The organism is Pseudoalteromonas sp. 2CM39R, from assembly GCF_023161845.1.
Window position 1 is genome coordinate 14,061 of the sequence record NZ_JALNTM010000017.1, and the last position, 26,003, is coordinate 40,063.

The 26,003-nt window shown below is 39.5% G+C and carries 26 protein-coding genes; 9 read left to right on the forward strand and 17 right to left on the reverse strand.

Translation table 11 applies throughout. From position 1 onward, the window contains the following. Positions 1-51 precede the first annotated feature (51 nt). The 4 genes from MTF66_RS28550 to MTF66_RS28565 form a co-directional block, all read right to left on the reverse strand. Entirely contained in the window at positions 52-534 is a 483-nt protein-coding gene (locus MTF66_RS28550; protein WP_138623744.1) for a DUF4760 domain-containing protein, read from the reverse strand. 61 nt (positions 535-595) lie between these two features. Beyond that, on the reverse strand, positions 596-1,207 hold the full coding sequence (locus tag MTF66_RS28555) for a hypothetical protein (RefSeq protein WP_248529371.1): 612 nt from the start codon (positions 1,205-1,207) through the stop codon (positions 596-598). Next, complete coding sequence (locus MTF66_RS28560) at positions 1,194-1,784, reverse strand: sigma-70 family RNA polymerase sigma factor (protein WP_193050870.1); 591 nt, start codon at positions 1,782-1,784, stop codon at positions 1,194-1,196. The genes MTF66_RS28555 and MTF66_RS28560 overlap by 14 nt, the downstream gene beginning before the upstream one ends. Before the next feature lie 14 nt (positions 1,785-1,798). Next, positions 1,799-2,431, reverse strand: coding sequence for an energy transducer TonB (locus MTF66_RS28565; RefSeq protein ID WP_193050872.1), 633 nt, complete (start codon positions 2,429-2,431; stop codon positions 1,799-1,801). 86 nt (positions 2,432-2,517) lie between these two features. Between MTF66_RS28565 and MTF66_RS28570 the strand changes: the two genes are divergently transcribed. Continuing rightward, positions 2,518-2,811: a hypothetical protein gene (locus MTF66_RS28570; protein WP_248529372.1), complete on the forward strand. Its 294-nt coding sequence runs from the start codon at positions 2,518-2,520 to the stop codon at positions 2,809-2,811. An 80-nt stretch (positions 2,812-2,891) separates the two neighbouring features. Further along, positions 2,892-3,602 (forward strand): hypothetical protein, encoded by a 711-nt coding sequence (locus MTF66_RS28575; RefSeq protein ID WP_010387555.1) that lies wholly within the window; start codon positions 2,892-2,894, stop codon positions 3,600-3,602. A gap of 84 nt (positions 3,603-3,686) precedes the next feature. On the opposite strand, the gene MTF66_RS28580 is transcribed toward MTF66_RS28575, so the two are convergent. Next, on the reverse strand, positions 3,687-5,015 hold the full coding sequence (locus tag MTF66_RS28580) for an MFS transporter (protein ID WP_248529373.1): 1,329 nt from the start codon (positions 5,013-5,015) through the stop codon (positions 3,687-3,689). Between the two features lie 297 nt (positions 5,016-5,312). On the opposite strand from MTF66_RS28580, the gene MTF66_RS28585 reads away from it, so the two are divergent. Next, a complete protein-coding gene (locus tag MTF66_RS28585) occupies positions 5,313-6,023 on the forward strand; it encodes a VC0807 family protein (protein WP_248529374.1) in 711 nt (236 codons plus the stop codon). Positions 6,024-6,076: 53 nt separating this feature from the next. On the opposite strand, the gene MTF66_RS28590 is transcribed toward MTF66_RS28585, so the two are convergent. Continuing rightward, on the reverse strand, positions 6,077-6,529 hold the full coding sequence (locus tag MTF66_RS28590; protein WP_248529375.1) for a c-type cytochrome: 453 nt from the start codon (positions 6,527-6,529) through the stop codon (positions 6,077-6,079). 254 nt (positions 6,530-6,783) lie between these two features. Continuing rightward, positions 6,784-7,308, reverse strand: a complete 525-nt coding sequence (gene dps, locus MTF66_RS28595) for a DNA starvation/stationary phase protection protein Dps (RefSeq protein ID WP_054201878.1) — start codon at positions 7,306-7,308, stop codon at positions 6,784-6,786. 347 nt (positions 7,309-7,655) lie between these two features. Between dps and corA the strand changes: the two genes are divergently transcribed. Next, positions 7,656-8,612, forward strand: coding sequence for a magnesium/cobalt transporter CorA (corA, locus tag MTF66_RS28600; protein ID WP_010387561.1), 957 nt, complete (start codon positions 7,656-7,658; stop codon positions 8,610-8,612). 32 nt (positions 8,613-8,644) lie between these two features. Here corA and MTF66_RS28605 read toward each other — a convergent pair whose 3' ends face one another. From MTF66_RS28605 to MTF66_RS28615, 3 genes are all read right to left on the reverse strand, one after another. After that, on the reverse strand, positions 8,645-9,007 hold the full coding sequence (locus MTF66_RS28605; protein ID WP_010387563.1) for a DUF2237 family protein: 363 nt from the start codon (positions 9,005-9,007) through the stop codon (positions 8,645-8,647). Between the two features lie 157 nt (positions 9,008-9,164). Further along, positions 9,165-9,584: an HPP family protein gene (locus MTF66_RS28610; RefSeq protein ID WP_010387564.1), complete on the reverse strand. Its 420-nt coding sequence runs from the start codon at positions 9,582-9,584 to the stop codon at positions 9,165-9,167. 172 nt (positions 9,585-9,756) lie between these two features. Further along, positions 9,757-10,536, reverse strand: coding sequence for a DUF2189 domain-containing protein (locus MTF66_RS28615; RefSeq protein WP_008111401.1), 780 nt, complete (start codon positions 10,534-10,536; stop codon positions 9,757-9,759). Between the two features lie 233 nt (positions 10,537-10,769). Between MTF66_RS28615 and MTF66_RS28620 the strand changes: the two genes are divergently transcribed. Further along, positions 10,770-12,650 (forward strand): MFS transporter, encoded by a 1,881-nt coding sequence (locus MTF66_RS28620; RefSeq protein WP_248529376.1) that lies wholly within the window; start codon positions 10,770-10,772, stop codon positions 12,648-12,650. Positions 12,651-12,711: 61 nt separating this feature from the next. Here the strand turns inward: MTF66_RS28620 and katG are convergent, their stop codons facing one another. Then, positions 12,712-14,979 carry a catalase/peroxidase HPI gene (gene katG / locus MTF66_RS28625; RefSeq protein ID WP_248529377.1) on the reverse strand — a complete coding sequence of 756 codons (2,268 nt, stop codon included), beginning with the start codon at positions 14,977-14,979 and terminating at the stop codon, positions 12,712-12,714. 308 nt (positions 14,980-15,287) lie between these two features. Next, positions 15,288-16,628: an L-cystine transporter gene (locus MTF66_RS28630; RefSeq protein ID WP_010387567.1), complete on the reverse strand. Its 1,341-nt coding sequence runs from the start codon at positions 16,626-16,628 to the stop codon at positions 15,288-15,290. Positions 16,629-16,910: 282 nt separating this feature from the next. On the opposite strand from MTF66_RS28630, the gene MTF66_RS28635 reads away from it, so the two are divergent. Continuing rightward, positions 16,911-17,438, forward strand: a complete 528-nt coding sequence (locus MTF66_RS28635; protein WP_109874160.1) for a hypothetical protein — start codon at positions 16,911-16,913, stop codon at positions 17,436-17,438. 65 nt (positions 17,439-17,503) lie between these two features. On the opposite strand, the gene MTF66_RS28640 is transcribed toward MTF66_RS28635, so the two are convergent. The 3 genes from MTF66_RS28640 to MTF66_RS28650 form a co-directional block, all read right to left on the reverse strand. After that, a complete protein-coding gene (locus MTF66_RS28640) occupies positions 17,504-18,691 on the reverse strand; it encodes a diguanylate cyclase (RefSeq protein WP_248529378.1) in 1,188 nt (395 codons plus the stop codon). 208 nt (positions 18,692-18,899) lie between these two features. Beyond that, positions 18,900-20,168, reverse strand: coding sequence for a mechanosensitive ion channel family protein (locus MTF66_RS28645; protein ID WP_138622540.1), 1,269 nt, complete (start codon positions 20,166-20,168; stop codon positions 18,900-18,902). Positions 20,169-20,261: 93 nt separating this feature from the next. Beyond that, positions 20,262-22,151 carry an AMP-binding protein gene (locus MTF66_RS28650; RefSeq protein WP_138622538.1) on the reverse strand — a complete coding sequence of 630 codons (1,890 nt, stop codon included), beginning with the start codon at positions 22,149-22,151 and terminating at the stop codon, positions 20,262-20,264. A 189-nt stretch (positions 22,152-22,340) separates the two neighbouring features. Here MTF66_RS28650 and MTF66_RS28655 point away from each other — a divergent pair, with 189 nt between their 5' ends. Then, positions 22,341-22,751 (forward strand): NUDIX hydrolase, encoded by a 411-nt coding sequence (locus tag MTF66_RS28655; protein WP_138622536.1) that lies wholly within the window; start codon positions 22,341-22,343, stop codon positions 22,749-22,751. Here the strand turns inward: MTF66_RS28655 and MTF66_RS28660 are convergent. Beyond that, complete coding sequence (locus tag MTF66_RS28660; RefSeq protein WP_138622534.1) at positions 22,748-23,509, reverse strand: ABC transporter substrate-binding protein; 762 nt, start codon at positions 23,507-23,509, stop codon at positions 22,748-22,750. The two genes, MTF66_RS28655 and MTF66_RS28660, sit on opposite strands and share 4 nt — an antisense overlap. A gap of 94 nt (positions 23,510-23,603) precedes the next feature. Beyond that, positions 23,604-24,602 carry an AraC family transcriptional regulator gene (locus MTF66_RS28665; RefSeq protein ID WP_138570381.1) on the reverse strand — a complete coding sequence of 333 codons (999 nt, stop codon included), beginning with the start codon at positions 24,600-24,602 and terminating at the stop codon, positions 23,604-23,606. Positions 24,603-24,698: 96 nt separating this feature from the next. Between MTF66_RS28665 and MTF66_RS28670 the strand changes: the two genes are divergently transcribed. After that, positions 24,699-25,142, forward strand: coding sequence for an SRPBCC family protein (locus tag MTF66_RS28670; protein WP_054201867.1), 444 nt, complete (start codon positions 24,699-24,701; stop codon positions 25,140-25,142). Continuing rightward, positions 25,139-25,963 carry a sterol desaturase family protein gene (locus MTF66_RS28675; RefSeq protein ID WP_138622532.1) on the forward strand — a complete coding sequence of 275 codons (825 nt, stop codon included), beginning with the start codon at positions 25,139-25,141 and terminating at the stop codon, positions 25,961-25,963. Before MTF66_RS28670 ends, MTF66_RS28675 begins: the two co-directional genes overlap by 4 nt. Positions 25,964-26,003: the final 40 nt, after the last annotated feature.

The following is a 26,003-nucleotide window of genomic DNA, read 5'->3' on the forward strand; positions in this document are numbered from 1 at the left end:
AAACTCTCTCAAGCCTTCAATCTTCAATGTTTTACTTTTGTATTTAACGAATTAAAAGTTATTTGAATTTCGCAGCTTTATTAGGTTTTTTGTTAACTCCTCGAATTGAGACCATATTTGAGGGTTGTTCTTTTGAATACGTCTATGAAATATATATCCTTCGTATCGATGAAAGCTACTTATTATCTCTTGGCCAGATAATAAGTTTAAAGCTTTTATTTCATATGCTTTTAAGTCAATTCCTATAGCTAACTGCTCATATTTATTAAGAATGTTATGAAGTGTATTTTTTGTATCAGGTAGGTTATCCATTTCCCTGATTTCTTTGGCATGGAGCTTACCTGAATACTGTGTATTAAAGGCAGTAATGAATGGGATAATCTCTTGATAAAACTTTCCCCAATATTCTAGAGTTGATTTTACTCTTTCTTTTTTTGAGTTAATCATATAAATATAAATGCCAAAAAGAAATGAGAATCCAGTAAACAGTACCGCAACTATTTTGCTTATTTCTATGATGTAATTTAATTCCATTTCTTTAGTTCCATTTAAGTATTTAGATTTGAGTTAAGTTTCAGGTTAAGTTAATTAAAAATTAAGCCCTACACTGCTTGGCTCCAACCCCTGCATGTTTAAGCCCTATAATCTGCCCTTTGCCGTTATGTGCCATAGCGAGTATGTCACCCGTATTTATATTACTTTCAACTGCATGTTTTCCTTTTAAATCACTGAGCAGTGACTGCTTAATTTGTACGAGTACCTCGTCATTGCAGCTGGCTATGTACCAGTCGTTGTCGACCTTTACGAGCGTGCCGTATTCTATTTGGTGTTGTTGATGGCGGCGTAAGTCGTTTGCTAATTGGGTGTCGAGCGCGCGTTTTTGTTGCGTTATGGTGCTTGCGTAGCTACCTGTTTGATCTATTTCATGCGTTGTTATAAACGAGTAGTCGTGTATGTCTATGGTGTTTAATACGGTTTTAGGGGCAGTATTTATCACGTTGTTACTGTCGAGCACTATAAAAGCCAGTAAGCCCAATGCGCAGGTAAGGCTTGTGAGTTGTAGGGCAAAGCCAAGCTTTTTAGGTTGTTTTTGGATTACGCTATGTTTTAACGCCTGTTGCTGAGCGTGCGAAAGTCTGGTGCGTGCTTTACGCTCGTTATAATGTTGTGTGAGCTTTTCATCAAACTGCTCATCAGGCTTGTTCATTATAATCTCCTAATAATTGTTTTAGGTTTTGTTTGGCGTAGCGTAGCCTTGTTTTTATGGTTTGGGCGTTGCTTTGCGTTATAAGTTCTATATCGGCAAGGCTAAAGCCTTCTTGTTGTAAGGTGATGGCTTCGCGCTGCACAAAGCTAAGTTGCTTGAGCGCAGCATTAAACGCTTCATAACTTATGTGTGTGTCGCCTATGTGTGAGTCACTATTTGTTAATTCATTTTGATTGTTATTTTGCGCTGGTAGTTGGCTGTTTTCGTCAAGCTCGACAAAGTGTTGCTGTTTACGGTATTCGTCTATTAGGGTGTTGCGTGCGAGTTTAAATAACCAGGCTTTGGGCGTGGTTTGTGCTTGGTAAAGGTGGCGCTTTTCAATAACCTTTAGCCATGTTTGTTGGCTTACGTCGTATGCTAAATGTGTATTAGACTGGGTAACTAGGTAGTGATATAAATCGTTACTGTATAAGGCAATAAGCTGCTCTAAATGGCGGTTGTCGCCACTTTTTGCATACCGCGCCATGCAGTCTTTGCTTGGCGCTTCAAATAACCATGACTTAATACTCAATAGCATAGGCGCTTATTCCTTTACTGCGAACTGTCTAATTTAAAATCAAGCTGTACGGTTTGACCTGTTTGTAATTGTGCCACACCTTCAATTACTTTTGGACGATATTTCCAGCGTTTAATTGCGCGAAGCGCTTCGCGATCAAATATGCGTTTTGGCTCGGAATTTACTATCGTGGCATCAATCACTTCACCAGTGGGTGAAATATTAAAGCTAAGTTGCACCCAGCCTTCTATACCATCACGAGCTGCGCTAGTTGGGTACTTTGGATTTATGCGCACAATGGGTGAAGCATCTCCCGTAGGGCGGGTCAGTGCTTGCTTCATATCGTTACCAAATCCGTCAATTACTATGGGTGGTGCTGTGCTTATTGCTGTTATTGGCTCATTGCTAGGTGTTACACGTGGTGGTGCTTTAGGCGGCACTTTAGGTGTGGGTGGTGGCGGTATTCTTTTAATATGCGTGGTTTGTTTATCTTCTGGTGCTTGAAAAATCTCAACAGTGATATCATCACCCAATTTTATAGGTGCTCTTTGTTCGCCACTAATTAAGTATTGCATAAAGGCAAATGCGATGAAGGTCATCACAGCACCGCCAATAACAGCTGTTGATGTTTTGAACATGGGGTTTTTAGGAAATTCAAGTGTGTGCATAAGCCGCTCCAAATTAACTTATTATGTTGTTTCAGAGCTATAACGGCTGAAAAATAGAAAAGGGGTTAAATAGTTTTAAAATTTAATTGTTTTTATCTAAATATAGTAAAACTAATATTGAGAACGACTTTAATATTTATGCTGAATTTGTCTTTGCTGAACCTGAAAAACTGCGGGAACTTGCCGTTACCTATCCAATAATAGCTAAAAAGCTAAGTTTGTTTATTATCGCGTATACGCAGTTTTCGGCTAAATATCAGCAAGACTTTGAAGATTATTTTGCGAGAACAGGTTTGAGTGATGTTGCTGTGCAGCCTGATAATTTTGAAATGACTATCCATTTAGATTTAAACGATCTTAAGCCACAGATAAGCCAATGAGGTTTTTCTTTTTGAGCTGTTATCTCTGCTTAGCATTATGCTAGAATCGGCCTTATCATATAATAAATAAGGATATTTTTGTGGATATTATCATTGGTCAAAATGTGCTGAAGAAAAAAGCGCAACTAACTCAACTTTCTGAGCGCGCTATTGGGCGGGCTTTCAAAGAGCAAGCCGCTTTGGCAATCCAAATGACACAGTGCAGTGCTGCGGTTTATCGCCGCTTACAACGTACCTATAAATCTACTGTAACACCTAGGGATCAAAAGCGTGTTAAAGCCGGTGGCTTAACGACACAGTCCGTTGTTTTTTCTACCAGTAATAATAGTCAAAAATCTTTTAATAGCTTACTTCCAGCTATGCGTGGGGGAGCTTCAGCACCTGGTAGTGTTGCAAAAACATCTAACGATGTTGCTATTGCTTCAAATCAGCCCCAAGCAATCAACTTATTAGCCTTATTACACCCAGTGATAAACGAAGATATTATGAAAACAGGTAATAGTGTTGAGAAAGCAGCAACTATTTTAGGCCTTGTTACTACAACTGTTGGTTTTGCTGTTCCTGGTGGCAGTGTTGCTTCTTCAATTGTGAGCTGGGTGGGTAGTGGTGCTACTTATTCAGGGTTTACTATGTCGAGAATTCGCCCTGACGCTCCTGATCGTGCATATCACCAACTAACAAACTACATTACTTGCTTGGCTGCATGGAATAAAAAGGCATGTGAGTTAATTGATATTGCAGATCCAAATGGGAAGTGGACTTTTCGAGATATTGAAACAGGGTTTGCTTAAAAGCTAAAACAATTAAGGGAGTATAATTACTCCCTTAATTGATGTTTGCTTGGCTTGTTTTGAAAGCCTTTAAAGCAGTAAAAGTTAATTTTTCACGTCATCTTCGTGAAGATCTTTAAACAGCTCCCCTTGGGGATGCTCAAAAAATTCATCATCATCATCTTCATCTACTACCAACATTTGATCTTGCGCGGTAGTTTCTTCAATGCGCGGATCCATCGTAGCTGCCAGTGGGGAGTTGGTAACATCGGATGTACCGACCACATAATCACTGGGTTCAGGCTGCTCTACTTTTTGTTTAGAATTAATAAACGTGAGTAATAAGTACATAGCCACGGTTAATAGCGAAATTGACGCATACAATGCTTGGTGACCAAAGTAGGTCATCAGCTGTGCGTTAACTGTTGAGCCTATTGCTGCACCGGCGCCAAAAGCGACTAATAATGCAGATGATACGCCTACGCGCTCTTCGTCCTCAACACGCGAATTAGCTAGCGCCGAACAAAGCGGATATAAAGTAAACGCAAATAAACCAAAGATAAAAGTGAGTATGTAAGCTGTTAGTTGTGAAGTAGGCAATAAAAACAATGCCAAACTTACAACACCGATAGCTGCTGCATTAGTTCGAATTAATACGCTACGACGAACGCGATCAGAGAGCATCCCCATTGGCCACTGGGCTAGCAAACCAGCAAAAATAGTCACCGACATAAAAATAGCAATTTCTGCGGCACCAAAGCCAGATAGCTTAGCAAATATAGGCGCTAGGCCATAAAAACTACCATTGATAATGCCTGCAAAGTGCACCGCAGTAAGCGACTGTGGCACTTTTTTAGCGTAATCAAACAGGCTCATTTTTATCGGCTTTAACGGTTTTGGGTGAATTCTACGAGTGATAGAAATTGGAATAATACCGATAGCCAACGCCATGCATACTAAAAATAGCGGTGCATACCCTAGCTCAGGAAATTGTGCGAGCGCTAGTTGGCCTAAAATCATGCCTAAGTAAGAGGTGATCATATAAAAAGAGAAGACTCGCCCGCGAGACTCAGGCGCTGATTGTTCGTTTAGCCAGCTTTCTAGCACCATGTAATTACACATCATCCCTAAGCCAACAAAAAGCCTAAGGCCTAACCATATATATAGATTGTCGCTTACTCCGTGTGCGGCCACACAGGCTGTCACTGCAGCGGTACTTGCGGCAAAGGTTCTGATGTGACCCACCGATTTAATTAAATGATAGCCAAGTTTTGAACCCAGTAATAAGCCAAGGTAATAACACGAGGTCATTAGGCCTATCCAAAACGTAGACGTGCCTTGTTTACCTAAGTAAAGGGCTAAATAGGTTGTAAGTAAGCCGGTACCAATAATTAAAAATAAATTGGCAAAATACAGTGATGGAAATGATTTCATTAAGATGCAAATTATGAGCTAAGACAACTAGATACTAGAGCAAGCATGAAGGTTTTCCAAGCTGTAAAAAATGTGCTCTGTAATAATGAACACTCAGTATAAGAATATAGAGCGGTCGATAAATTATTTATTGATAAAAATAGCTTTGGATAAAATAGCGATCTAAAAAATCGGACGGTTAAGTGCGATGCTAGAATAGCGAGTGTATTGCGGGTATTATGCATAAAGATAATTTTCAGCATTACTTACTCTTTAGAGAGGAGCTAATGGCAGCAGTAATATTTTTTGGAATTAAAAATGACCAGTGATAATCAAGCTATAAATAAGCGTAAAAAGAATAATCCGCTTATCGAAATCGTATTTAATATCATCATACCTTCAGTCATTTTAATGAAATTTTCAGGGCCTGAATATTTAGGCAGCGTGATTGGCTTAATTGTGGCGCTTATATTCCCTATTAGTTACGGTATTTATGATTTTATAAAAGCGGGCTCATTAAATTTTATTTCACTTTTGGGCTTTTTAAGTACTTTGCTTACCGGTGGTATTGCGCTGTTTGAGCTTAATGTTGAGTGGTTAGCAATTAAAGAAGCGGCTATACCAGCAATCATTGGTTTTACCGTGCTGATGTCGGGCTTTTTTGGTAAACCCTTGCTAGCCAAGCTCTTATTAAACTCACTTTTATTTAAGTTAGACACTATTTACGATGCCCTTGATGAGCACGGCAATACGCAAAGTTTTAAACAAAAAATTACTAACGCAAATTACTTATTAGCGCTGACCTTTGTGTTTTCATCAACGATGAATTACCTTTTAGCTAAATGGATTGTTACTAGCCCAGCAGGTAGCGTGGAATTTAACGAGCAACTTGGTGAAATGACGCTATTGAGTTATCCAGTGATCGCGATTCCATCTATGATAATGCTGATTGGAATTTTTATTTATGTGATTAAAGTGCTGACCAAGCTGACCGGTATGAAGTTTGAAGATATGGTAAATGCCGAGTAGATAAAACGCATAAAAAAACCGTTGCTTAACAACGGTTTTTTTGCTATCAATATTTACTTGTAGTGAGAGTAAAGTTGGTAATTAGTTCTGTGGTACGGAATAAGTTTATAGTTTGGTTGTAAAAAAGTGACTAAGTCGGTGAGTTCAGATACGGTCATGGTATCGTTAAATACCGTCATTTTTGAGCTGCCATCTTCATTTCTGGCGTCGGGTCTATAAGGCCTAGAAAACCGATGTGAGGGGTTTATTACTGACGTGACCAGCTCAGCATAAGTAATTATTTTGGTTTTATTACCTCCTAGCTTAATAGAAATATCGTCATGTTTTGTTACGCTGATATCTTCAACGCCTGCAAGGGTGTGACATGCCAAGCACTTATATTTTAAAAACACGGCTTTACCTTGTTCTGCATTCCCCTCTGGCAAGCTAAAACCTCGTGGAGAATCAACTCCTTTATCACAGCCTGTGAGTGCAATTAAACACACGATTAGTAGAGTGTATTTCATTAGAGCTCCTGTATTCTCAAATTAATTTTACGCATTACTAACGCAAACTCATTTGCGTCAACAAATGCTTTTTTTAAGAAATAGCCTAATTTGAGTGTAGTCAAAGAGTGGCGAATAGCCTAATTGTTGTGCATATATGCTCAAGGAGAATAACTAAAGAGTTGAATAATAATTAATGATGGAATGAAACATTACAAGCATGAAAAAGCCCAGCAACTTGCTGGGCTTCGTAAACTAAACGTTTATCTAAAATATTAACTGTTCAATTGACCCGTAGATGATTCTATATGGGCACGCACAAACCACTGATATTGCTCAAGCTCTGCAAGTTGCGCAATGATCATATCTTCAGATACCGGATCAAGCTCACCGAGTGACTCAATAGCTTTACGGTGATCACCGTTAACGCCGTTATATACTTTATCTAATGCAGCTAAGTGCTCGGTTACCAAGCCTTTGCCGATAGCGTAATCTTCCCATGTACGACGATCAACAATCGATTTTGGTGTACCAACCGGAACGCCGCCTAAAGTGGCAATACGTTCTGCTATGGTGTCGGTCATTTCACGCACGGTTTCAACTTGTGGATCTAGCATTTCATGTACGCCAATAAAGTTTGGACCTACTACATTCCAATGAATATGTTTTAAAGTTAGCTGTAAATCAATTAGCGCTACCATGCGATCTTCTAGAACAGATATTGCTTTATTTGCTGATTCGTTTTCTACACCGGGAGCGGTAAATTCAGCGACTTTGTTTGCATTATTACTGTTACTCATTATTCCTCCTGCTATTTTAAAATAGTGTTCGCTTTACTCAAGTGAGTGTTTTAATTGCGATAACGAACACGTCTTGTACTAATAGAAGCAATGGGCATGCCGATAGATTATTTAATTTAAGTAATTGAAATTTAAAAGTTTAATTTTTATTTAATAAATTTTTAAGGAGTGTTTAGCTAAAAGAGTATGAAAAATATGCACTTTTTTGTAAATTCTGCAAAATCGAAGTGCTAAAAATTGTTAGCAAATAGCTTGCTCTTTATAGTTGTTCTAATGGAGGTATTATCATTGTTGATTAATGATCTGTTACATATACTCAACCCAAAGATCTATTAAAGGAGAAGTGTATGCTGAGGTTTTTTTCCATCGAGCAAGGAGTGATCAAAGAGTTAGAGCCGTTGCCCGATACTCCTGTTGAAGTATCCATAAGGAATGCACATTGGATTGATACTATTAATCCAACACCGCAGGAGCAAAATGCGCTTGCAAAAACGCTCAATATAACTTTTCCTGATTCGGTCGATGTAGAAGAGATTGAAACGTCGTCAAGGTGCTTTATCGATAGCGAAGGTTTGCATGTACATGCATTGTTTATGTCACCTAACGAAGGACGGTTCAATACTGTGACTGTAGCTTGTTTGTTGCAAAACAATTGCTTACTTACTATTCGTGATGAAGAACTGGCTGACTTTAGACTATTGCGCTTAAGAGCGCGCAAAGGTCAGGTGGCATGTGATACGGCAAAACAGTTATTAATTACTTTATTTGATCAAAAAGTTGAAAACCATGCTGATATGCTTGAAGACATGCATCATCAATTAGAGAAGCTTAGCGCATATGTACTTGAAGAAGATAACTCAGACCTAGAAGAAGCGGTTGGTCGCATAGCTCGTTTAGAAGATGCTAATGGTAAAGTGCGCTTATGTTTAATGGATACTCGACGCAATATTTCGTTTTTAATACGTCGTTTAGGCGCGCAAAATGACGAGCGCGAGTCACTTCGAGAAATCGTACTTGATATAGAAACCTTAATGTCACACTGTACCTTTCTGTTTGATAAAATAAACTTTTTGATGGATTCAACGCAGGGCTTTATTAATATTGAACAAAATCAAATTATCAAAACTTTCTCTATTGCTTCAGTGGTTTTCTTACCGCCTACAGTAGTGGCTAGTGTGTATGGTATGAATTTTAATATAATGCCAGAGTTACATTGGGAATGGGGTTATCCATTTGCAATTGGCATTATGTTGCTGTCGGGCTTCGCCCCTTATTTATTTTTTAAACATAAAGGGTGGTTGTAATACTTTAATGTTGCAAGCTGAGCGCCAAATCATTACCCGGGATACTGATGTGCTTTTAATACTTCAAGCGGAATAATGTCGAGCGCTTTTTGGTTTGTCGCTTCAAGTACCACAGGAGGAGCAACATTCGCAGCAATGGCATGATACCAACGAATCGCACATAAGCACCACTTATCGCCAGCTTTTAAACCAGCAAAATCATACAAAGGATTAGGGCTAATTAAATCGTTGCCTTGCGCCTTGGAAAACTGCAAAAATTCGTCGGTCATAATGGCGCATACACTATGATTGCCAAAGTCTGAATCTGGTACATAGCAAAATCCCTCACGGGTATAGCCACCGTTGCCACAGCAAAGTTGTAAGCGAGTTCCTAGTACATTTAATTGATTAGCCATATGAAAACTTACCTTGTAATAACCATTAAAAGCAGGGTGTTTACCATAACAGGCTGTTAGTGACTTAGCTATCTATGCTGTTAATTTTATATATCTATTAAGTGAGTAAAAACTGCATTTGGCAAAGCTAAATACAGTTTTCATTAAAGAAGAATATTTACGAGAGCAGTGCTGCAGCTAAACGTACAAAATCAGAAGACGTTAAAATACCTACTAGCTGACCTTGCTCGCTCACAACGGGCATGCAACCGTGGCGATTATCTACAAAAAATTTAACGACATCTGATAGCGGCTGCTCTGGGGTTACACTAATAAAATCACTCACCATAATATCTTCTACTTTTGTGAGTTTTTCTTTGCGTTGTAATGCATTAGCACCAAACGTTGCCATGATCCCCATGACTTTGGCGACCATTATTTTTTGTGTGAGCATACCGACAAATGCGCCGTCTTCGTCAATAACAGGAATATGGCGAACGTTTTTTTCTTTCATTAAATTATGTGCGTCATGTAAAGTGCTTTTTACGTTCACTGAAAATGGGTTCGGTGTCATTAAGTCTGTAACGTTTTGACTCATGTTTATTCCTTTATATTATCTGTGGTGTATCAGCTTATATTAGCGCTATTTTTAAGCTTTGCACCTTATTCAGATCAAGGTTTTTACGGATTTTATAAACTGAGGGAGAAGAGGCAACACTTAATTAAATGCCAAAAAGCATTTAATTAAGTGATAAAACTACAGGTAAATGTTATTCATAACCACGTGGTGTTTTTGTTTTAATAACAGCAATGTATCCATGCCAACTAGCGTAACTAAGTAGTGGCATAATAATAATAAATCCAGCGGCACCTGCAGCAAAGCCCAACGCTACTAGTACAAATATACAAATTGACCACACTACCATAGCTGCAAAGTTTTCTTTAACTGCGTGGATTGAAGAAACGACTGCGGTCATTATATCAACGCGTCTTTCCATCATAATTTGCGGCGTAAATGCAGAAATTGAAAACACACTGACCAGCAAAATTCCACCGATAATGCTGCCTATAGTTAAAAACGCAGAAAGTTCTTCAAAGGTGGGGTTTACATGGTTTGGGTATAACGCATGCACAATTGCAGCTAGGCGCATCCAAATAATCATAATTACCATGAGTAATACCGCAAAACCCCACTCACCTACAGGGTTACGAAACATTGATTTTAATGAATGGCTTAATGTAGGTTTATGGCCTTTCTCAAGCTCCCAGGCTACATCGTATAGGCCAACGGCGAATACCGGACCGATTAAAGCAAAAGCAACGGTTGCAGGTAAAATAGCTAAGTGGCTGTCGGTAAGTACAACAGAGTAAACAATCGCTACCGGAATAAGCGTGAAGATTAAACCGTAAATTAAACTCAACATGGGCGCGCGCGCCATATCTTTAAACGCTAACGAAAGCCAATGAAAAGCGGCAAATGTATTTACTTTGTTGCACTCTAAACAACGTGCGAATTTAGTGTCTTTGTCTATTGTGTTTGTAGTTGGCATAAAGATGCTCCTTTTTTAGTCACCTTTTAGGTTTAGAACATAGATGTTTTATTTACAACTCATAAACAACTTATACGATTGATTTAGTCGCATTGTTCATTTGTTAGTCATTTTTATTGGGTTAGCTATTTTGTTTATTTAAATATATGTTTGAGCACGTACTTAAAAAGTGGGTTCGTATTTCTTTTCCACAGTGGTAATCTAAGCCCTGAAGCTAATTTTAAGAGACCGTAATGAAGGAAAATAAACAACAATTTCAGGGAGCTTTACTGGGTAGTAAACGGTTTTTACCTCTGTTTGTGACGCAGTTTTTCTCTGCTTTAAATGACAATGTTTATAAGCAATCAATCCTACTTATTTTAATTTTTCAGGCTGCTACGGTAGCTGATGGTGCCTTTTATTCTAATCTGGCGGCAGGATTATTTATTTTACCGTTTTTTCTATTTTCAGGCATGGCTGGGCAAATTGCAGAAAAGTTGGAAAAATCAAAACTAATCAGTATCGTAAAGTTTTGCGAAATACCTATTATGCTGGTGGGCGTAGTATCGATTTTAACCGAGCAGGTTTGGTTAATGTTAGGTACTGTATTTTTAATGGGTTTACAAAGCACTTTTTTTGGACCGCTTAAGTACTCTATTTTACCGCAGCATGTGGCCCCAAATGAACTAACTAAAGCGAATGGACTGGTGGAGTCGGGTACTTTTGTAGCAATTTTATTGGGCACGGTATTTGGCACCTATTATATAACCCAAGCAACGGGCCCTATTTATATCAGTATCGCAATAGTAAGCCTTGCAGTTATTGGCTTTTTAAGCAGTCGATTTATTCCTAAAAGTGCAGCCAATGATGCTAACTTAAAAGTATCGATTAACCCTATTACTTCAACCAAAAGTGTTTTTAATGCGCTTAACGCACAAACCGAGTCGGTGGGTAAGTCAGTATTAGGGATCAGCTGGTTTTGGCTTATTGGTGCGGTGATACTAACGGCGCTCCCTAACTACGTAAAACATGTAATGGGAGGCGATGAGTTGGTGGTGACGGCTGCTTTAGTGGTGTTTTCGTTGAGTATTGCATTAGGATCTTTATTGTGTGAAAAGCTATCGCGCTCACGTATTGAGTTGGGTATTGTGCCTTTTGGTGCACTGTTAATTACCTTATTTTTATATTTATTAAGTCAAGAACCTGGTATTGAATCTTATCGTTTAGTTAATGAGCTGCAGCTTACTCTTGAGCAAGTAATTAATACTGGCGATATGCTATGGCATTTTGTTTGGATGGCAGGAATTGGTATTGCCGCAGGGTTTTATACGGTACCTTTGTATGCACTCATTCAGCAGCGTACTCACCCCGATAGCCGTTCACGAGTAATTGCAGCTAACAATGTATTAAACGCATTGTTTATGGTTGGCAGCGCCGTTTTAAGTATTGTTACTTTAACGCTATTACACTGGGATATTTCACAATTACTGTTGTTATTAGCAGGGCTTAATTTACTAATATCGCTGTACATATACACCAAAGTACCGGAGTTTTTCTTACGTTTTATTATCTATATTTTAGCGATTTGTATGTATCGTGTGCGCACTAAAGACGAGCTCAATATTCCCGATGAAGGAGCTGCGGTGGTGGTAAGTAATCATGTTAGCTTTGTTGATTGGATGTTTATTTTAGCCGCGTCACCTAGGCCAATTCGATTTGTTGTATTTGCACCTATTTATTATTCACCTGCACTTAATTGGTTGTTTAAAATGGCCAAAGCTATCCCAATTGATAGTCAAAAATCAAATCCTAAGGCGTTTAATAAAGCTTTTGATGACATTGCGCAAGCACTGGAACGTGGTGAGCTGGTGGGTATTTTTCCTGAAGGAAAGCTCAGTGGTGATGGCGAAGTTGATGTGTTTCGCCGTGGTATTGAAAAAATAATTCAGCGCACGCCTGTGCCTGTTATCCCAGTTCATTTAGATGGATTATGGGGCAGTATGTTTAGTCGAAAAACTAAATGGCGACTACCTAGACCCAAATGGTCGTTGGTAAGCGTAGCGATTGGTGAGCCGGTTGCGTCTGAAAATGTGAGTGCCGATGACTTACGTGATCGAGTACTTGCTTTAAAGTAGCTTAGTAATAAAAAAGCGCTGCAATTAATTGCAGCGCTGTGGTTGTGTTACTTAATGGTTATTAACGGTCTAAATTCATTACTTTAGTCCATGCTTTAACAAAGTCTTCTACAAACTTTTGTTTTGATGTATCAAAAGCATACACCTCAGCAACTGCACGTAGTTCTGAATTTGAACCAAAAATCAGATCAACCGAAGTAGCAGTGTACTTTTGCTCACCTGATTGACGATCAAAGCCTTGATAAATGCCAGCATCAGACGATTTTTTCCATACCGTCGACATATCTAACAAGTTAACGAAGAAATCGTTATTTAGAGTGCCAGGCTTGTCAGTAAATACGCCGTAGTCAGTGCCTTTATAGTTTGCATCAAGTGAGCGTAAGCCACCGACTAATACAGTCATTTCAGGGACTGTTAGGTCAAGCTGATCCGCTTTATCAATCAGCATTTCAGTTGGTGATTTATAGCTTTTCTCTGCATCAAAGTAGTTTCTAAAACCATCGGCAGGCAACTCTAATAAGCTAAATGCATTAACGTCAGTTTGTGCTTGTGTAGCATCGCCACGGCCAGCATTAAACGGCACGTCTACTGAGTAGCCTGCATCTTTGGCTGCTTTTTCAATCGCTGCATTACCACCAAGCACAATTAAATCAGCAAGCGATACATGGCTTTTGCTAAATAAGCTGTCGTTAAAGTCAGCTTGAATCGCTTTTAATACTTTAAGTACCTTTGTGGTTTCTGCTGGATTATTTACTGTCCAATCTTTTTGTGGTGCTAGCGCAATACGTGCGCCATTGGCTCCGCCACGCATATCTGAATCACGGTAACTGGCAGCCGATGCCCATGCCACACGTACTAACTCAGGTACACTTAGGTTCGAGTCTAAAATAGCAGCTTTCAGCTCTTTTACTGCACCAGCATCAATATTTGATTTAGTCTCTGCTGAAATAGGGTCTTGCCAAATTAAGTCTTCTTTTGGTACTTCTTTACCTAAAAAGTTACGTGGTGGTCCCATATCTCTGTGAGTTAATTTGTACCATGCTTTAGCAAATGCAAGTTGATACTCTTTTGGGTCATTTAAAAAGCGTTCAGCAATTTTGCGATATTCAGGATCAAATTTTAACGCTAAATCGGCAGTGGTCATTACCGGTGGGTTAAATTTACCTTTAACGTGCGCATCAGGTACTGACTTATGTAATGATTCATCTGTTGGGATCCACTGAATAGCGCCAGCAGGACTGCGAGTTTGTTTCCACTCAAAGTTAAGTAGGTTGCTTAAGTATAATGATGACCAGCGAGTAGGTGCTTGTGTCCATGCGCCTTCTAAACCACTAGATACGGTATCTTCAGAGTGACCTTTACCACATTTGTTTTTCCAGCCTAAACCTTGCTCTTCAATACCTGCTGCAGCAGGCTCTGCACCTACACAGTCTTTAGGTTTGTGCGCACCATGCATTTTACCAAAAGTGTGACCACCGGCGATAAGTGCTAGGGTTTCTTCATCGTTCATCGCCATGCGAGAAAACGCAACACGAATATTTTTAGCTGAGCCAATAGGATCAGGAACCCCTTTAGGCCCTTCTGGGTTTACATAAATTAAACCCATGTGAGTTGCACCTAACGGACGTTCTAGTTTGCCGCTGGCATCTTCACGGTCGCTGGCAAGCATTTCTACTTCAGGACCCCAGTAAACCATATCTGGTTCCCAATCGTCAGTACGGCCTCCAGCAAAACCATAGGTTTCAAATCCCATGTTTTCTAAGGCAACGTTACCCGCTAATACGATTAAGTCTGACCATGAAAGGGCTTCACCGTATTTTTGTTTAATTGGCCAAAGTAAACGGCGCGCTTTATCCAAGCTTACGTTATCTGGCCAGCTATTAAGCGGTTCAAAACGTTGTTGACCACCGCCAGCGCCACCACGGCCATCAAGCGTACGATAGGTACCTGCACTGTGCCAAGTCATACGAATAAAAAATGGGCCATAGTTACCAAAATCTGCCGGCCACCAATCTTGAGATTGGGTTAGCAGAGCGTCGATATCACTTTTTACAGTGTCTAAATCTAGGCTGTTAAATGCCTCTGCATAATTAAAGTCACTACCGTAAGGGTTTGAACGTAGATCATGATCGCGAAGAGGAGATAGGTTAAGTTGATCTGGCCACCAAAATTGGTTGGTTCTGGTTGCACCCATTTTTGCCTCACCCATGCCTACAGCACCTTGTGGCTTAGACATTTGTGGTTTTTCTTGACTAAAAGCAGAGCCAGACATAAGTGCCATACTTATAAATCCAACAAGCGCTTTTTTTGTAAACGATCGGTTTTTCATTGTCAGCTTCCTTAAAGTTAACGAATTTCGTTATATACAAAGCGTATTAAAAATAGGGTCTACTCATTTAAAAACAGTAAGCTAAAACTTCATTCAAGTTGTTGTTAAATGAGCCTGAATGCACTAAGCAGTGCGAATAGTATAGTAAGGAGGCTAAAAACCGTGTGTGAAATAAAGCGATTGATACAATCTATAAAAATGATTCATTAAAGTTAAATGATTAAATAAATAAATCACTAAAGAGCTTTGAAAGAGGGGCAGACATAAAAAAGCCCAGCGTAGGCTGGGCTATTAGATTAAAGTGAGTGCTATTGAGTTTTCATTAATTTACTGGTGATCACACCTGAGGTCATGGAGCCCGACACGTTGAGTGCAGTGCGCGCCATATCTATTAATGGTTCAATAGAAATAAGTAAAGCCACTACCTCTATAGGTAGTCCCATGGTCGGTAATACAACCAACGCTGCGAAGGTAGCACCACCGCCAACACCTGCAATACCAAACGAACTAATAACCACAATACCAATTAGCGGTAAAATAAACTCAAATGTAAGTGGGTCAATCCCCACACTTGGCGCAACCATCATCGCAAGCATAGCAGGGTAAATACCAGCACAACCGTTTTGACCTATAGTGGCACCAAAAGAAGCCGATAAATTAGCGATTGCAGGTGGCACTTTTAACTGGTTAATTTGCACATCAACATTCATAGGAATAGATGCCGCTGAGCTACGTGAGCTAAAAGCAAAGGTAAGCACAGGCCAAATTTTTTCAAAGTAATTTTTTGGATTAACGCCCACTAAGCTAAGCAATAAACCATGCACAACAAACATTAGTAAAATAGCCACGTAAGAAGCCACAATAAAGGCGAGTAAATTTAAAATATCGCTACTGCTTGAGTTTGCCACAACGCTTGCCATTAGGCCCGCAACACCATAAGGCGTTAATGCAATTACCATGCGAACTAAGCTCATTACAGTAGCTTGTAGGGCGTTTACACCGTTACGAATTGGGCTAGCAAGTTCTGTTTTTTCAAGCATTACTTTACGTGCAGCTATACCAACAAGTACACCAAATATAACCGTGGCAATAATAGAGGTTGAACGTTGATTACTTAAATCCGCAAATGGGTTTTCAGGAATAAAGCTCAGTAGCATTTGCGGCACACTTAGGTCGGCTACATTCGCGGCTTTGCTTTGTAGGGTGTCCATTCTTGCGGCTTCACGAGTACCCGAAACAAGCCCTTCAATGCTCAAGTCAAATCCATACGTTACAGCAATACCAATTAGCGCTGCAATTGCGGTGGTAAACAGTAAAACAGAGATACTAATAAAGGATATTTTCCCCAGTGAGCCTTGGTTCTCAAGCTTAACCACAGCGGCAATCATAAAGACCAATACCAATGGCATAATGATCATTTTTAGTAACCCGACATAGCCTTTACCTACTATGCTTACCCAGCTGAGTATTTCTTTAATGGTCTCTGGGGAGTGAGCAAACAAAAACTGTAGGGCTAAACCAAAGGCGCTACCAAGCACTAAACCAAATAAAACGGTACGAGATAAAGAGCTGCTTTTTTGCGAAACAAGATAGATGGCGAACAGCAAACCGACAAATAATGCCAACATTAATAATACAGCAAGCGACATGGTACCCTCTTTTATAGCTGTGAATTAGCGCGGCACTTTAACGCTTTGTAAGACGTTAACAAAATACGCTTTCGCTATGGGATAGAATTAAAATGAATATAGTAATAATATTAAAGTATAACGAATGAGCACATTATTGAAAAAATCAGCCCATATGATTGTATTTTCTTCAAATTATGGGACTTACTATAGATCGTAAGCCTTGTTTAAAGCGTAAGTCTGATACGAATTAATTGGTCAACGTGTTCACTTTAGTTTTATTTAAAGATAGGGAGTAAAGGTATGTTAAAGGCAATAATGGCGCTGGTGATGGTTTTAGTGGTTAGCGGGTGTTCAACCCAATATCCAAACCAAGCATTACTGGGTAAGCAATTTCCCACCGTTAGCGGAGAAAGCTTAGAGCAACAGTCATTCACCATTCCTGATGATTTTAATAACCCAAATACGTTGTTATTAATTGGATATAAACAAGATAGCCAGTTTGATATTGATCGTTGGCTTATTGGTTTAGATATGAGTGCAGTTGATGTGACTGCCTATGAGTTGCCAACCATTCAGGGGATGGTTCCTCGTATGTTTAGTACCTTAATTGATAGCGGTATGCGCAAAGGGATCCCAAAAGAGTTGTGGGGTGGGGTGATCACAATTTACGAAGATGGCGATAAAGTTCAGGCATTTACTGGCAACGAAAATCCTAATAACAGCCGTGTGATACTGCTTGATGAGAGTGGCAAAATAATTTACTTTTACGACCGTGGTTTTTCTGTATCGGCATTAAATAATTTAAAAGCGGTTTTGGAAAAGCAATAAGTTGTAGTTAAATTTAGTTGCCTTTGGGCACGCTATTATTAAGTTAGCGTGCCACGTTAAATGCATTACTCGCTTACGTTATTTCTGCCTTTCTTTTTAGCTCTATAAAGGGCTAAATCGGCATTTTTCAATGCCTCATCAAAGCTTTGTTTTGCCGCTCTTTGCGCTACACCTATAGAAACCGTCACGTTTACCGTTTTATTGTCGCTTGGCTGTTTACCTTTACGAGATTTCTTATCGGTTCGTTTTGGGTTTCTGATCACCATGTCGTAGGTGGCAATATTTTCGCGCAGTGTTTCTAGTTCAGGGATTGACTGCTCGGCTGTTTTACGCGGGAACACCACCGTAAATTCTTCTCCACCATAACGGTAAATCTTGCCACCCCCTTTAATGCCAGCCATTTTAGCCGCCACTAGCTTTAACACTTGGTCGCCAATATCGTGGCCATAGGTATCGTTGAATTTTTTAAAGTGGTCAATGTCGAGCATAGCAACGGTGTATTTTCGCCCTAATGATAAAGCAAGCTGATTAAGTGCTCGCCGCGTTGGTAAGCTGGTTAAATCGTCTCTATAGGCTAAATAATAAGAGTCTGTACTTACTGCCAATAAATACAAAGAAGCCATAAGCACGGCTATTACAGACCAAGGAAAATCAATAATGTGTTGCTGATTAAGGCACCACACAATAAAAGTAATTAATAAGGCGGTTTGAGTCAGGTTATGGGCTCTCAAGCTTTGCCAAATAAGCAAGCCGCCAATTATTGAAAGCGGTAAAACAATGTGTAAATAAGGAAGCAGCTGAGTATAAAAAGAAGATTGTATTGTTAGTTCTTGCAAGTGTTGGCTCAGTGCTAACCAAGCAAATGCAGCACCGCCACAGACAATAACGAGTAAACTGCGAGTTACTGTGTGTATTGATAAGAGCGCTCTATCTTTTATAACTGCCAATAGCATTAATAAACTTGTAGCGCATAATAAGGTCCAGTCAGGTTGCGTTTTGAGCCAGTCAGACCAAGGTAAAGCGTAGTCTAATGAAGATAAATAAAGCACCCAAAATGCGCAAAGTAATGCAACTCGACTTCGATTAAACTGAGTAGCAAATACAGCAGTAATAATCAGTAATGGATAAACAAGATTATTAATAAGAGAGAGCTTACTTTGCCATTGAGCTTGAAACTGAACTAATAATAAAAATAAACCACATAGACCTAAAAGGCTCAAAGAAGTTGATTTAACTCCTGCTAATTTTAACAACCTATGCTCCAAAGACCGATGTCTAAAAAATAAAGGCTTATTGTATTCATATTGAAAAATATTACTACTTTAATGCTTGTTAATTATTTAAAAACAATACTTTAAAACTAATTTTGGCGGCTTTTATCGACACTTTTTAGCCAAATGTATGACATTTTAGCAAATGTAAATATAGTAAGTTAATTAAACCTATTATCCAGAGTTCAGGTTATTTAATTAGTTGGCGAATATCGCTTCCTGTTGGAGCTTCATGGGCACGTAATGAAAAGGCGGGTAAAACCGCTAATATATGATCAAATATGTCTGACTGAATATTTTCATATTCACTCCAATTGGTGGTATTAGTGAATGCATAAATCTCAATAGGTAAACCTTGGGTTGTTGGCGCTAATTGCCTTACCATTAAGGTCATACCTTGATGAATATGTGGGTGCTGTTTTAATAGCGCGACCAAATAGTGACGAAATGTACCCACATTAGTTAGCCTGCGGCCATTTAAAGTGCAGCTCATATCTACTTTTTTAGTGATGTTTTGCTCCTCAATAACCAATAGCGTACTTTCAAGGTACTCACTTAGTAAATCGGCTTTTTTAAGGGCAACAACTGCGGCTTCGTCTAAAAAGTGCACACTACTCATTTCAAGGTGAATGCTGCGTTTTATCCGGCGTCCACCAGAGTCTGACATACCGCGCCAATTTTTAAATGAGTCGGAGATCAAGGCATAAGTAGGAATGGTGGTAATGGTTTTATCCCAATTTCTTACTTTAACCGTGGTTAACGCAATATCAATAACATCACCGTCTGCACCGTACTTAGGCATTTCTAACCAGTCACCTACCGCCAGCATATTATTGGCAGAGAGCTGAATACCTGCTACTAGGCCTAAAATAGCGTCTTTAAATACCAGTAATAACACCGCAGACAGAGCGCCTAAGCCGCTTAGTAAAATTAACGGTGATTTATTCATCAATAACGAAACGGCTAAAATGGCAGTTAATACACTGGCAATAAGCTTAATTGTTTGCAAAAAGCCGCGCAGCGGAAAGTGAGCGCTCAAGGGGCGCTTATCGGAAATTGCTTGAAATATATCCAGTAAAGAAAATAGCGAAAGTAAGGCAAATAAAATGATCCACTGATCGGTGATCATTTGAATCAAATACAAAAAAGTGGTGCCTTCGGGTACCCACAGTTGCGCCTGAATAACAACGACCGCTCCTTGTAAAACAAATGAGATATTACGAGCGAGCTTTTTTGCTGAATATAAAGGACTTTTGCTATCGGGTTGCGCAGCTTGTTCGCTAAAGCGGTTTTTAACTAAACGCTGAGAAACCAGCCTTAAAATGAGGTGTAATATTAATGCAAATAGCGCAATCCAAGCCAATACAATCAGGTCGTACCATAAAAATGGGCTTCCCGGAAAATAATCGCCAAACCATTGCAGTAAAAAATCTCGCAGCTGTGCGCGTGTTCCTGTCATTAATACTCCATAAGGACGCTATTATTAATTACTGATTGTTAGTTAAGCAGCTGCAATGTAAAAAGTCTATTTAAGACTTTTTACATTATGTAGTTACAGTTTACCATGCTCGAGTTGCTGGCTGAGTTCTTCAAAAATACTTGGATCATCTATGGTTGATGGAATTTGCAGTTCTTCACCATCAATTAACTGCCGCAGGTTTTTACGTAAAATTTTGCCAGAACGGGTTTTTGGTAATCGCTCTACACACATAATATTTTTAAGGCACGCAATAGCACCAATTTGATTACGCACGGTTTGCACCAATTGCTGTTCTACCTCTTTATGTGAGCCATGAAAATCATTTTTTAGCACCACCATCGCCATTGGGTTTTGCCCTTTTAACGCATCACTAATACCAAATACTGCACATTCAGCCACAGCTGGGTGCGCGGCAACAATTTCTTCCATTTCACCGGTGGATAGACGGTGCCCTGCGACATTAATCACATCATCGGTGCGACCCATAATAAAGAGGTAGCCATCGTCATCAATATAACCGCCATCACCAGATAAATAGTAGCCCTCATATTCAGCCAAATAACCAGCCTTAAAACGAGCCGTATTTTGCCAAATTGTCGGTAAGCATCCCGGTGGTAAAGGTCGCTTTATAACAACCGCGCCTTGTTCATTCGGAGCACATTCATCCCCATTCATATCTAAAATTCGTACATCAAATCCAGGTGTTGCAACTGTTGAGCTTCCCGCTTTTGTAGGCAGGTGTTCAATGCCAACAGGGTTACACGCAATTGCCCAGCCGGTTTCTGTTTGCCACCAATGATCAAGTACTGGTAAAGCTGTTTTTTCTTTGAGCCAATCGTAGGTAGGTGGGTCTAAACGCTCTCCGGCTAAAAATAATCGTTTCAGACTAGAAGTATCATACTTCTTAAATCCTTCGGCATTGGGGTCCTCTTTTTTAATCGCGCGAAACGCAGTGGGGGCACTAAATAGGGCATTCACTTTGTATTCTTCTACTACGCGCCAAAAAGCACTGGCATCGGGGGTTCTAACCGGTTTTCCTTCAAATAAAATAGTTGTGCACCGATACATAAGTGGCGCATACACAATATACGAATGACCCACTACCCAGCCAATATCAGAGGCGGCCCAAAATACGTCACCGGGTTTCATGCCGTAGACGGTTTCCATGCTGTAATGCATAGCAACCGCATGGCCGCCATTTTCACGCACCACACCTTTAGGTGTCCCTGTTGTGCCAGAGGTGTATAAAATATAAAGCGGATGATCGCCACTGACCGCAACGGGATCAACCGGTGTGGCTGTTTGCATTGCAACAGCCCAGTCAATATCACGTTCGGGCATAAGCGGTGCGGTGGCTTGCTCACGCTGATAAATAATACAGTGTTCAACTTTATAGCTAGCAGCTTCAACCGCGTTATCGAGTAATTCTTTGTACTCAATTACAGTATTAACTTCTACACCGCAGGAGGCACTGAGTACCAATTTGGGCTTGGCGTCATCAATCCGTACCGCTAATTCATGCGCTGCAAAACCGCCAAATACAACAGAATGAATAGCGCCAATTCGGGCACATGCCAACATACCAATTACGGCTTCGGGGATCATGGGCATATAAATCACTACGCGATCGCCTTTAGTCACTCCTAAAGACTGCATTACCCCTGCAAATTTAGCGACCTCTTGCTGCAGTTGTAAATAGCTATAACTGCGTTTGCTATTGGTAACCGGTGAGTCATAAATTAACGCTGTTTCATTACCATACCCAGCGATGACATGCTGATCTACGGCTAAAAAACAGCTGTTAAGTTGGCCGTCTGGATACCAGTGGTGCAGTCCTTCTTGATCTTGTGTGTATGCTGTTTCTGGAGCCTTGTACCAAGGAAGGCGTTTGCTTTGCGATAACCAAAACGCTGCCGGGTCTTGTTTAAATTCGTTGTAATGTTGTTTATATTCACCTGACATAAAGGCTCCTGAGTAAAATTTAATCTAACTAAACTAAGCGCTTTTTATCAGCAGTGATATTCGACTATGGTCGGTTAAATAGTAAGCGATGCTTTTAGTTTTTGGCCAACGTAATGATTGTATAGAACTAAAAAGTTCCAACTAATGTAAAATGTTTCAGTAATTAATGAAGAGTAAATGGATATAAGAATGAATCAAATGGTCAGAGTAGGCGTTGCAGTAATAGTAATGCATGATAATAAAATTTTACTCGGTGAACGGATAGGCGCACATGGCGCAAATACGTGGGCAACCCCTGGAGGGCATTTAGAATTTGGCGAAACGGTTGAGCAATGCGCTGTGCGTGAAGTAGTAGAAGAGACTGGGCTCAATGTTACTAATATTCGTAAACTCGATTTTACCAACGATATTTTTAGCGCAGAGAACAAACATTATATTACCTTATATGTGCAAGCAGACTATGAAGGCGGAGAGGTTATAAATAAAGAGCCTCACAAATGTTTACAGTGGCGTTGGTGCGATATTAATGACTTGCCCGCACCTTTGTTTATCTCATTAAAAAATTATCTAGCACAGAATACCTTGCCCACTGAGTATTAAAGTTTTTTTGGCATAGGGAGTTGCCATTTATTTAAAATTTGCTGATATTCACCACTTTCCTTTATGGCATTTAACCTATCGCTAATAATTTTTGCTGTGTGTGAGTCAAGCTGATTACTGGCTGCAAAGTGCAAAGAAGAAGGTAACTCATCTAAGTGGATGCGTTTTGAAATTAAATTAGGGTCGAGCCCAGTACGTTTTAATTCGTTTTCAAGTGTGAGCGTATTAGTAACAACAAAGTCGATGCGATCTTTATATAGCATTTTCCAGAGTTGCTGGTAATAACTGACTAATACTAGGTTTTCATTTTCAGTAAAACCTTTGGCTTCTAAATAGGCCTGCGCAGAGTAGCCGCGGATCGTAGCTACTTTGTATTCTTTAGCGAAGTTTAAATGAATCACTTCATCTTTATGGCTGCGTAAGCTAACTAGGTATGCGTCTGCAAAGTAAACTTTACCCAACCACTTAAATTGATGATGCCTGTTTGGTGTTTTTAGCAGTGACAGCATAATGGCATTAGGATTGGCTCGTTGCTGTTGAAACATGCGCGCCATCGGCATTATTTCAAACTTTGCGGTTAAAGCGGTGCCTTTTAATACTGCTTTAGCTATATCGACCAGCGCGCCCTGTGTTTCACCTTGAGGGTTTTTAAAATGATAAGGCGGTAAATCTTCAGCGATAAAGGTAACAGGAGTGGCGTTGCAGAACGCACTATAAAAAATCAATACAAAAACAGTTAACATCATACGCAAAAGCATAAATAATTGTCTTTAAAGCAATATCATGAGGCTAGTGTAAATAAAATTAGTAAAAAGGTATATGGTAAGTGTGTTTTTTAAGTAAATGGAGTGTTTAATTATTGTTTTTTATAAATTGGCGAGGTGAGCAATGATACCAGCGCTTAAAAGCACGATTAAAAGAGCTTTGATCGTTAAATCCCAGCATAAATGCGATTTTATTTAATGAATAGTGGGGAATATAAGTTAATAAACGTCGTTTTTGCTCTGCTTCAAGCAACGCGGCAAACGTGGTTTTTTCTTTTTTTAGATGGCGCTGTACTGTGCGTGGCGTCATATTTAAGGCCGCAGCTGTCCTAAGTAAAGAGCAATCTTGTAAGTCGTGTTTTGACATTAAAATATGATTAATTTTTTCTGATAATAACTGCTGACTTTTAAACTGGGATAGCTGTTGCTCTGACATTTGCTTAAGCATTGCGTTGATTTGGCTATTATCGGTTTTAAAGGGCAGGGTTAAGTAATTACTTGGAAACTCGATTTGATTAAAGCTAGCTCCAGCTTTTACTGGGCAATTAAACCAATTAGTTAATCTGTGTTGTTCGGTGTTTGAAAAGTGTGTTGAAAAATACACACAGCTAGGTGAAAGCTCAGGATTAAGTAGTTGGCGTACCACGCTGACCCAAGCGGTCATATTTCGTAAAACAGCCTGTGAACTACATTGCGGATCGGCTACCCAGGTTACTTTACACCGTGTTTTTTGTTGCTCAAACTTGGCGCGACCAATATTAGCCACTAGGCTGTCGTAATTAAGTAGTGCAGTAATAGCACTGGCTAAATTAGTACTCGATTCAATTAAATACCCCAATACACCAAAATCAGCGGTGCGTATTTGTTTTCCTAATTCAAAGCCAAATAAGGGATCGTTTAACGCCTGTTGTGCATAGCCAAGCAACGCATTGTAGCTTTTTAAGCTGATACGCGGCGCCAATTGTTGTGACTGTTTATTGGTATACTCGTTAAAATCAATAGCGCTTAAAGCCACTTGGCTATCTAAGCCCTTGGCTTCAAGATAATCCAAACAGCTACAAAAGTAATGATCGGCTAAGGTTTTCATTTGTCGCCTAAAGCTAAAAAATAGTCATCTAATCGCAAGTTTGCCACGGCATATTTTTATATGCTAGTGATCTATAAAAATAATAGGGTGAAGGTCATGGTAAAAATAAAGGTTAAGCGTACTGTGGCAGCAACGCCGGAACAAATACGCAGCGTACTACTAGCACATGCCGATTTAGGACGGTTTTTTAATGCCCACTTTACACTACTAACACCACAAGAGCCGGGTGAAATAACTGGCGGGAAAGGCACGATTAGAGAAATTAAAATGCAAGGCACTACCTTTAAAGAGCAAATAATAGCTGCAGATAACAGTCATATTAGTTACCGTATTATAGGCAGCAAGCCCGTTGCACAGCATCGTGGTGATATTTACTTAAATGCTAATAACAAAGAACCATCGCTCACTGAGGTTAATTACCATATTCGCTGCGTTGCACCTTTATGGCTACCCGATTTTATACTGGCTTTTTTTATAAAAAAAGATGTTAGTCAAGCACTTAAAAAAATAGCCCGTTATTTTCAGGAGCGTGTTGTATGAGCATTGAAATTATTTTACTCGCACTGAGCCCTATTTTTTTACTGTTTGTTACTATTGAGTTTATTAAATTTAGGCGTTACTACGATATAAAAGACAGCTTTGCCAATGCGTTACTGGCTTTATTACACCAAGGTGCTGATGCTATTGCGTTAATTGTACTAATGCCGTTTTTTTACTGGCTGTATCAGTTTCGGTTATTTGATATTGAATTGACGGTACTGACCGTATTAAGTGCCTTTGTATTGCAAGACTTTTTATATTATTGGTTTCATCGTGCATCACACCATATACATTGGTTATGGGCCGCTCATGTCGTACATCATAGCTCTACAAAAATGAATTTTACTACTGCGTTTAGACAAAGTTTAATGTATCCGCTCGCGGGTATGTGGCTGTTTTGGATGCCTATGATATTACTTGGTTTTGAGCCGGTGATTGTTTTTGCTGTGGTTGCCCTTAATTTGGCATATCAATTTTTTGTTCACACCCAAGTGGTAAAAAAGCTGGGTTGGTTTGAAAGCGTATTTAATACTCCATCACATCATCGGGTTCATCACGCTATTAACAATGGCTACTTAGATAAAAACTTTGCAGGGGTACTAATTGTTTGGGATAAGTTATTTGGCACATATGTAGAAGAGGATGAAAACAAGCCTTGTAAATACGGAATTATTGGCCAACTACACAGTAATAACCCGATTAAAATTACTTTTCATCAGTGGCAGCATCTCGTTAAAAGTACCTACAGGGCAAACGGGTTAAAAGCTAAATTAAAAGTGGTATTTGGTTATCCAACAAGTTCTCAAAGTAGTAATAAATAAGCCTATTTTTGAATAAAAAAAGCCAGGAGTAAATAGCATC

Bases quoted from the DNA above. Each gene is read 5' to 3' on its own strand.
- MTF66_RS28645 (WP_138622540.1), bottom strand. From the start codon at position 20,168: ATGACAGGAACACGCGCACAGCTGCGAGATTTTTTACTGCAATGGTTT.
- MTF66_RS28560 (WP_193050870.1), bottom strand. From the start codon at position 1,784: ATGCTATTGAGTATTAAGTCATGGTTATTTGAAGCGCCAAGCAAAGAC.
- MTF66_RS28670 (WP_054201867.1), top strand. From the start codon at position 24,699: ATGGTAAAAATAAAGGTTAAGCGTACTGTGGCAGCAACGCCGGAACAA.
- MTF66_RS28620 (WP_248529376.1), top strand. From the start codon at position 10,770: ATGAAGGAAAATAAACAACAATTTCAGGGAGCTTTACTGGGTAGTAAA.
- MTF66_RS28565 (WP_193050872.1), bottom strand. From the start codon at position 2,431: ATGCACACACTTGAATTTCCTAAAAACCCCATGTTCAAAACATCAACA.
- MTF66_RS28580 (WP_248529373.1), bottom strand. From the start codon at position 5,015: ATGAAATCATTTCCATCACTGTATTTTGCCAATTTATTTTTAATTATT.
- MTF66_RS28635 (WP_109874160.1), top strand. From the start codon at position 16,911: ATGTTAAAGGCAATAATGGCGCTGGTGATGGTTTTAGTGGTTAGCGGG.
- MTF66_RS28555 (WP_248529371.1), bottom strand. From the start codon at position 1,207: ATGAACAAGCCTGATGAGCAGTTTGATGAAAAGCTCACACAACATTAT.
- MTF66_RS28590 (WP_248529375.1), bottom strand. From the start codon at position 6,529: ATGAAATACACTCTACTAATCGTGTGTTTAATTGCACTCACAGGCTGT.
- MTF66_RS28605 (WP_010387563.1), bottom strand. From the start codon at position 9,007: ATGGCTAATCAATTAAATGTACTAGGAACTCGCTTACAACTTTGCTGT.
- MTF66_RS28675 (WP_138622532.1), top strand. From the start codon at position 25,139: ATGAGCATTGAAATTATTTTACTCGCACTGAGCCCTATTTTTTTACTG.
- MTF66_RS28615 (WP_008111401.1), bottom strand. From the start codon at position 10,536: ATGCCAACTACAAACACAATAGACAAAGACACTAAATTCGCACGTTGT.
- MTF66_RS28610 (WP_010387564.1), bottom strand. From the start codon at position 9,584: ATGAGTCAAAACGTTACAGACTTAATGACACCGAACCCATTTTCAGTG.
- dps (WP_054201878.1), bottom strand. From the start codon at position 7,308: ATGAGTAACAGTAATAATGCAAACAAAGTCGCTGAATTTACCGCTCCC.
- corA (WP_010387561.1), top strand. From the start codon at position 7,656: ATGCTGAGGTTTTTTTCCATCGAGCAAGGAGTGATCAAAGAGTTAGAG.
- MTF66_RS28655 (WP_138622536.1), top strand. From the start codon at position 22,341: ATGAATCAAATGGTCAGAGTAGGCGTTGCAGTAATAGTAATGCATGAT.
- katG (WP_248529377.1), bottom strand. From the start codon at position 14,979: ATGAAAAACCGATCGTTTACAAAAAAAGCGCTTGTTGGATTTATAAGT.
- MTF66_RS28630 (WP_010387567.1), bottom strand. From the start codon at position 16,628: ATGTCGCTTGCTGTATTATTAATGTTGGCATTATTTGTCGGTTTGCTG.
- MTF66_RS28660 (WP_138622534.1), bottom strand. From the start codon at position 23,509: ATGCTTTTGCGTATGATGTTAACTGTTTTTGTATTGATTTTTTATAGT.
- MTF66_RS28585 (WP_248529374.1), top strand. From the start codon at position 5,313: ATGACCAGTGATAATCAAGCTATAAATAAGCGTAAAAAGAATAATCCG.
- MTF66_RS28665 (WP_138570381.1), bottom strand. From the start codon at position 24,602: ATGAAAACCTTAGCCGATCATTACTTTTGTAGCTGTTTGGATTATCTT.
- MTF66_RS28650 (WP_138622538.1), bottom strand. From the start codon at position 22,151: ATGTCAGGTGAATATAAACAACATTACAACGAATTTAAACAAGACCCG.
- MTF66_RS28550 (WP_138623744.1), bottom strand. From the start codon at position 534: ATGGAATTAAATTACATCATAGAAATAAGCAAAATAGTTGCGGTACTG.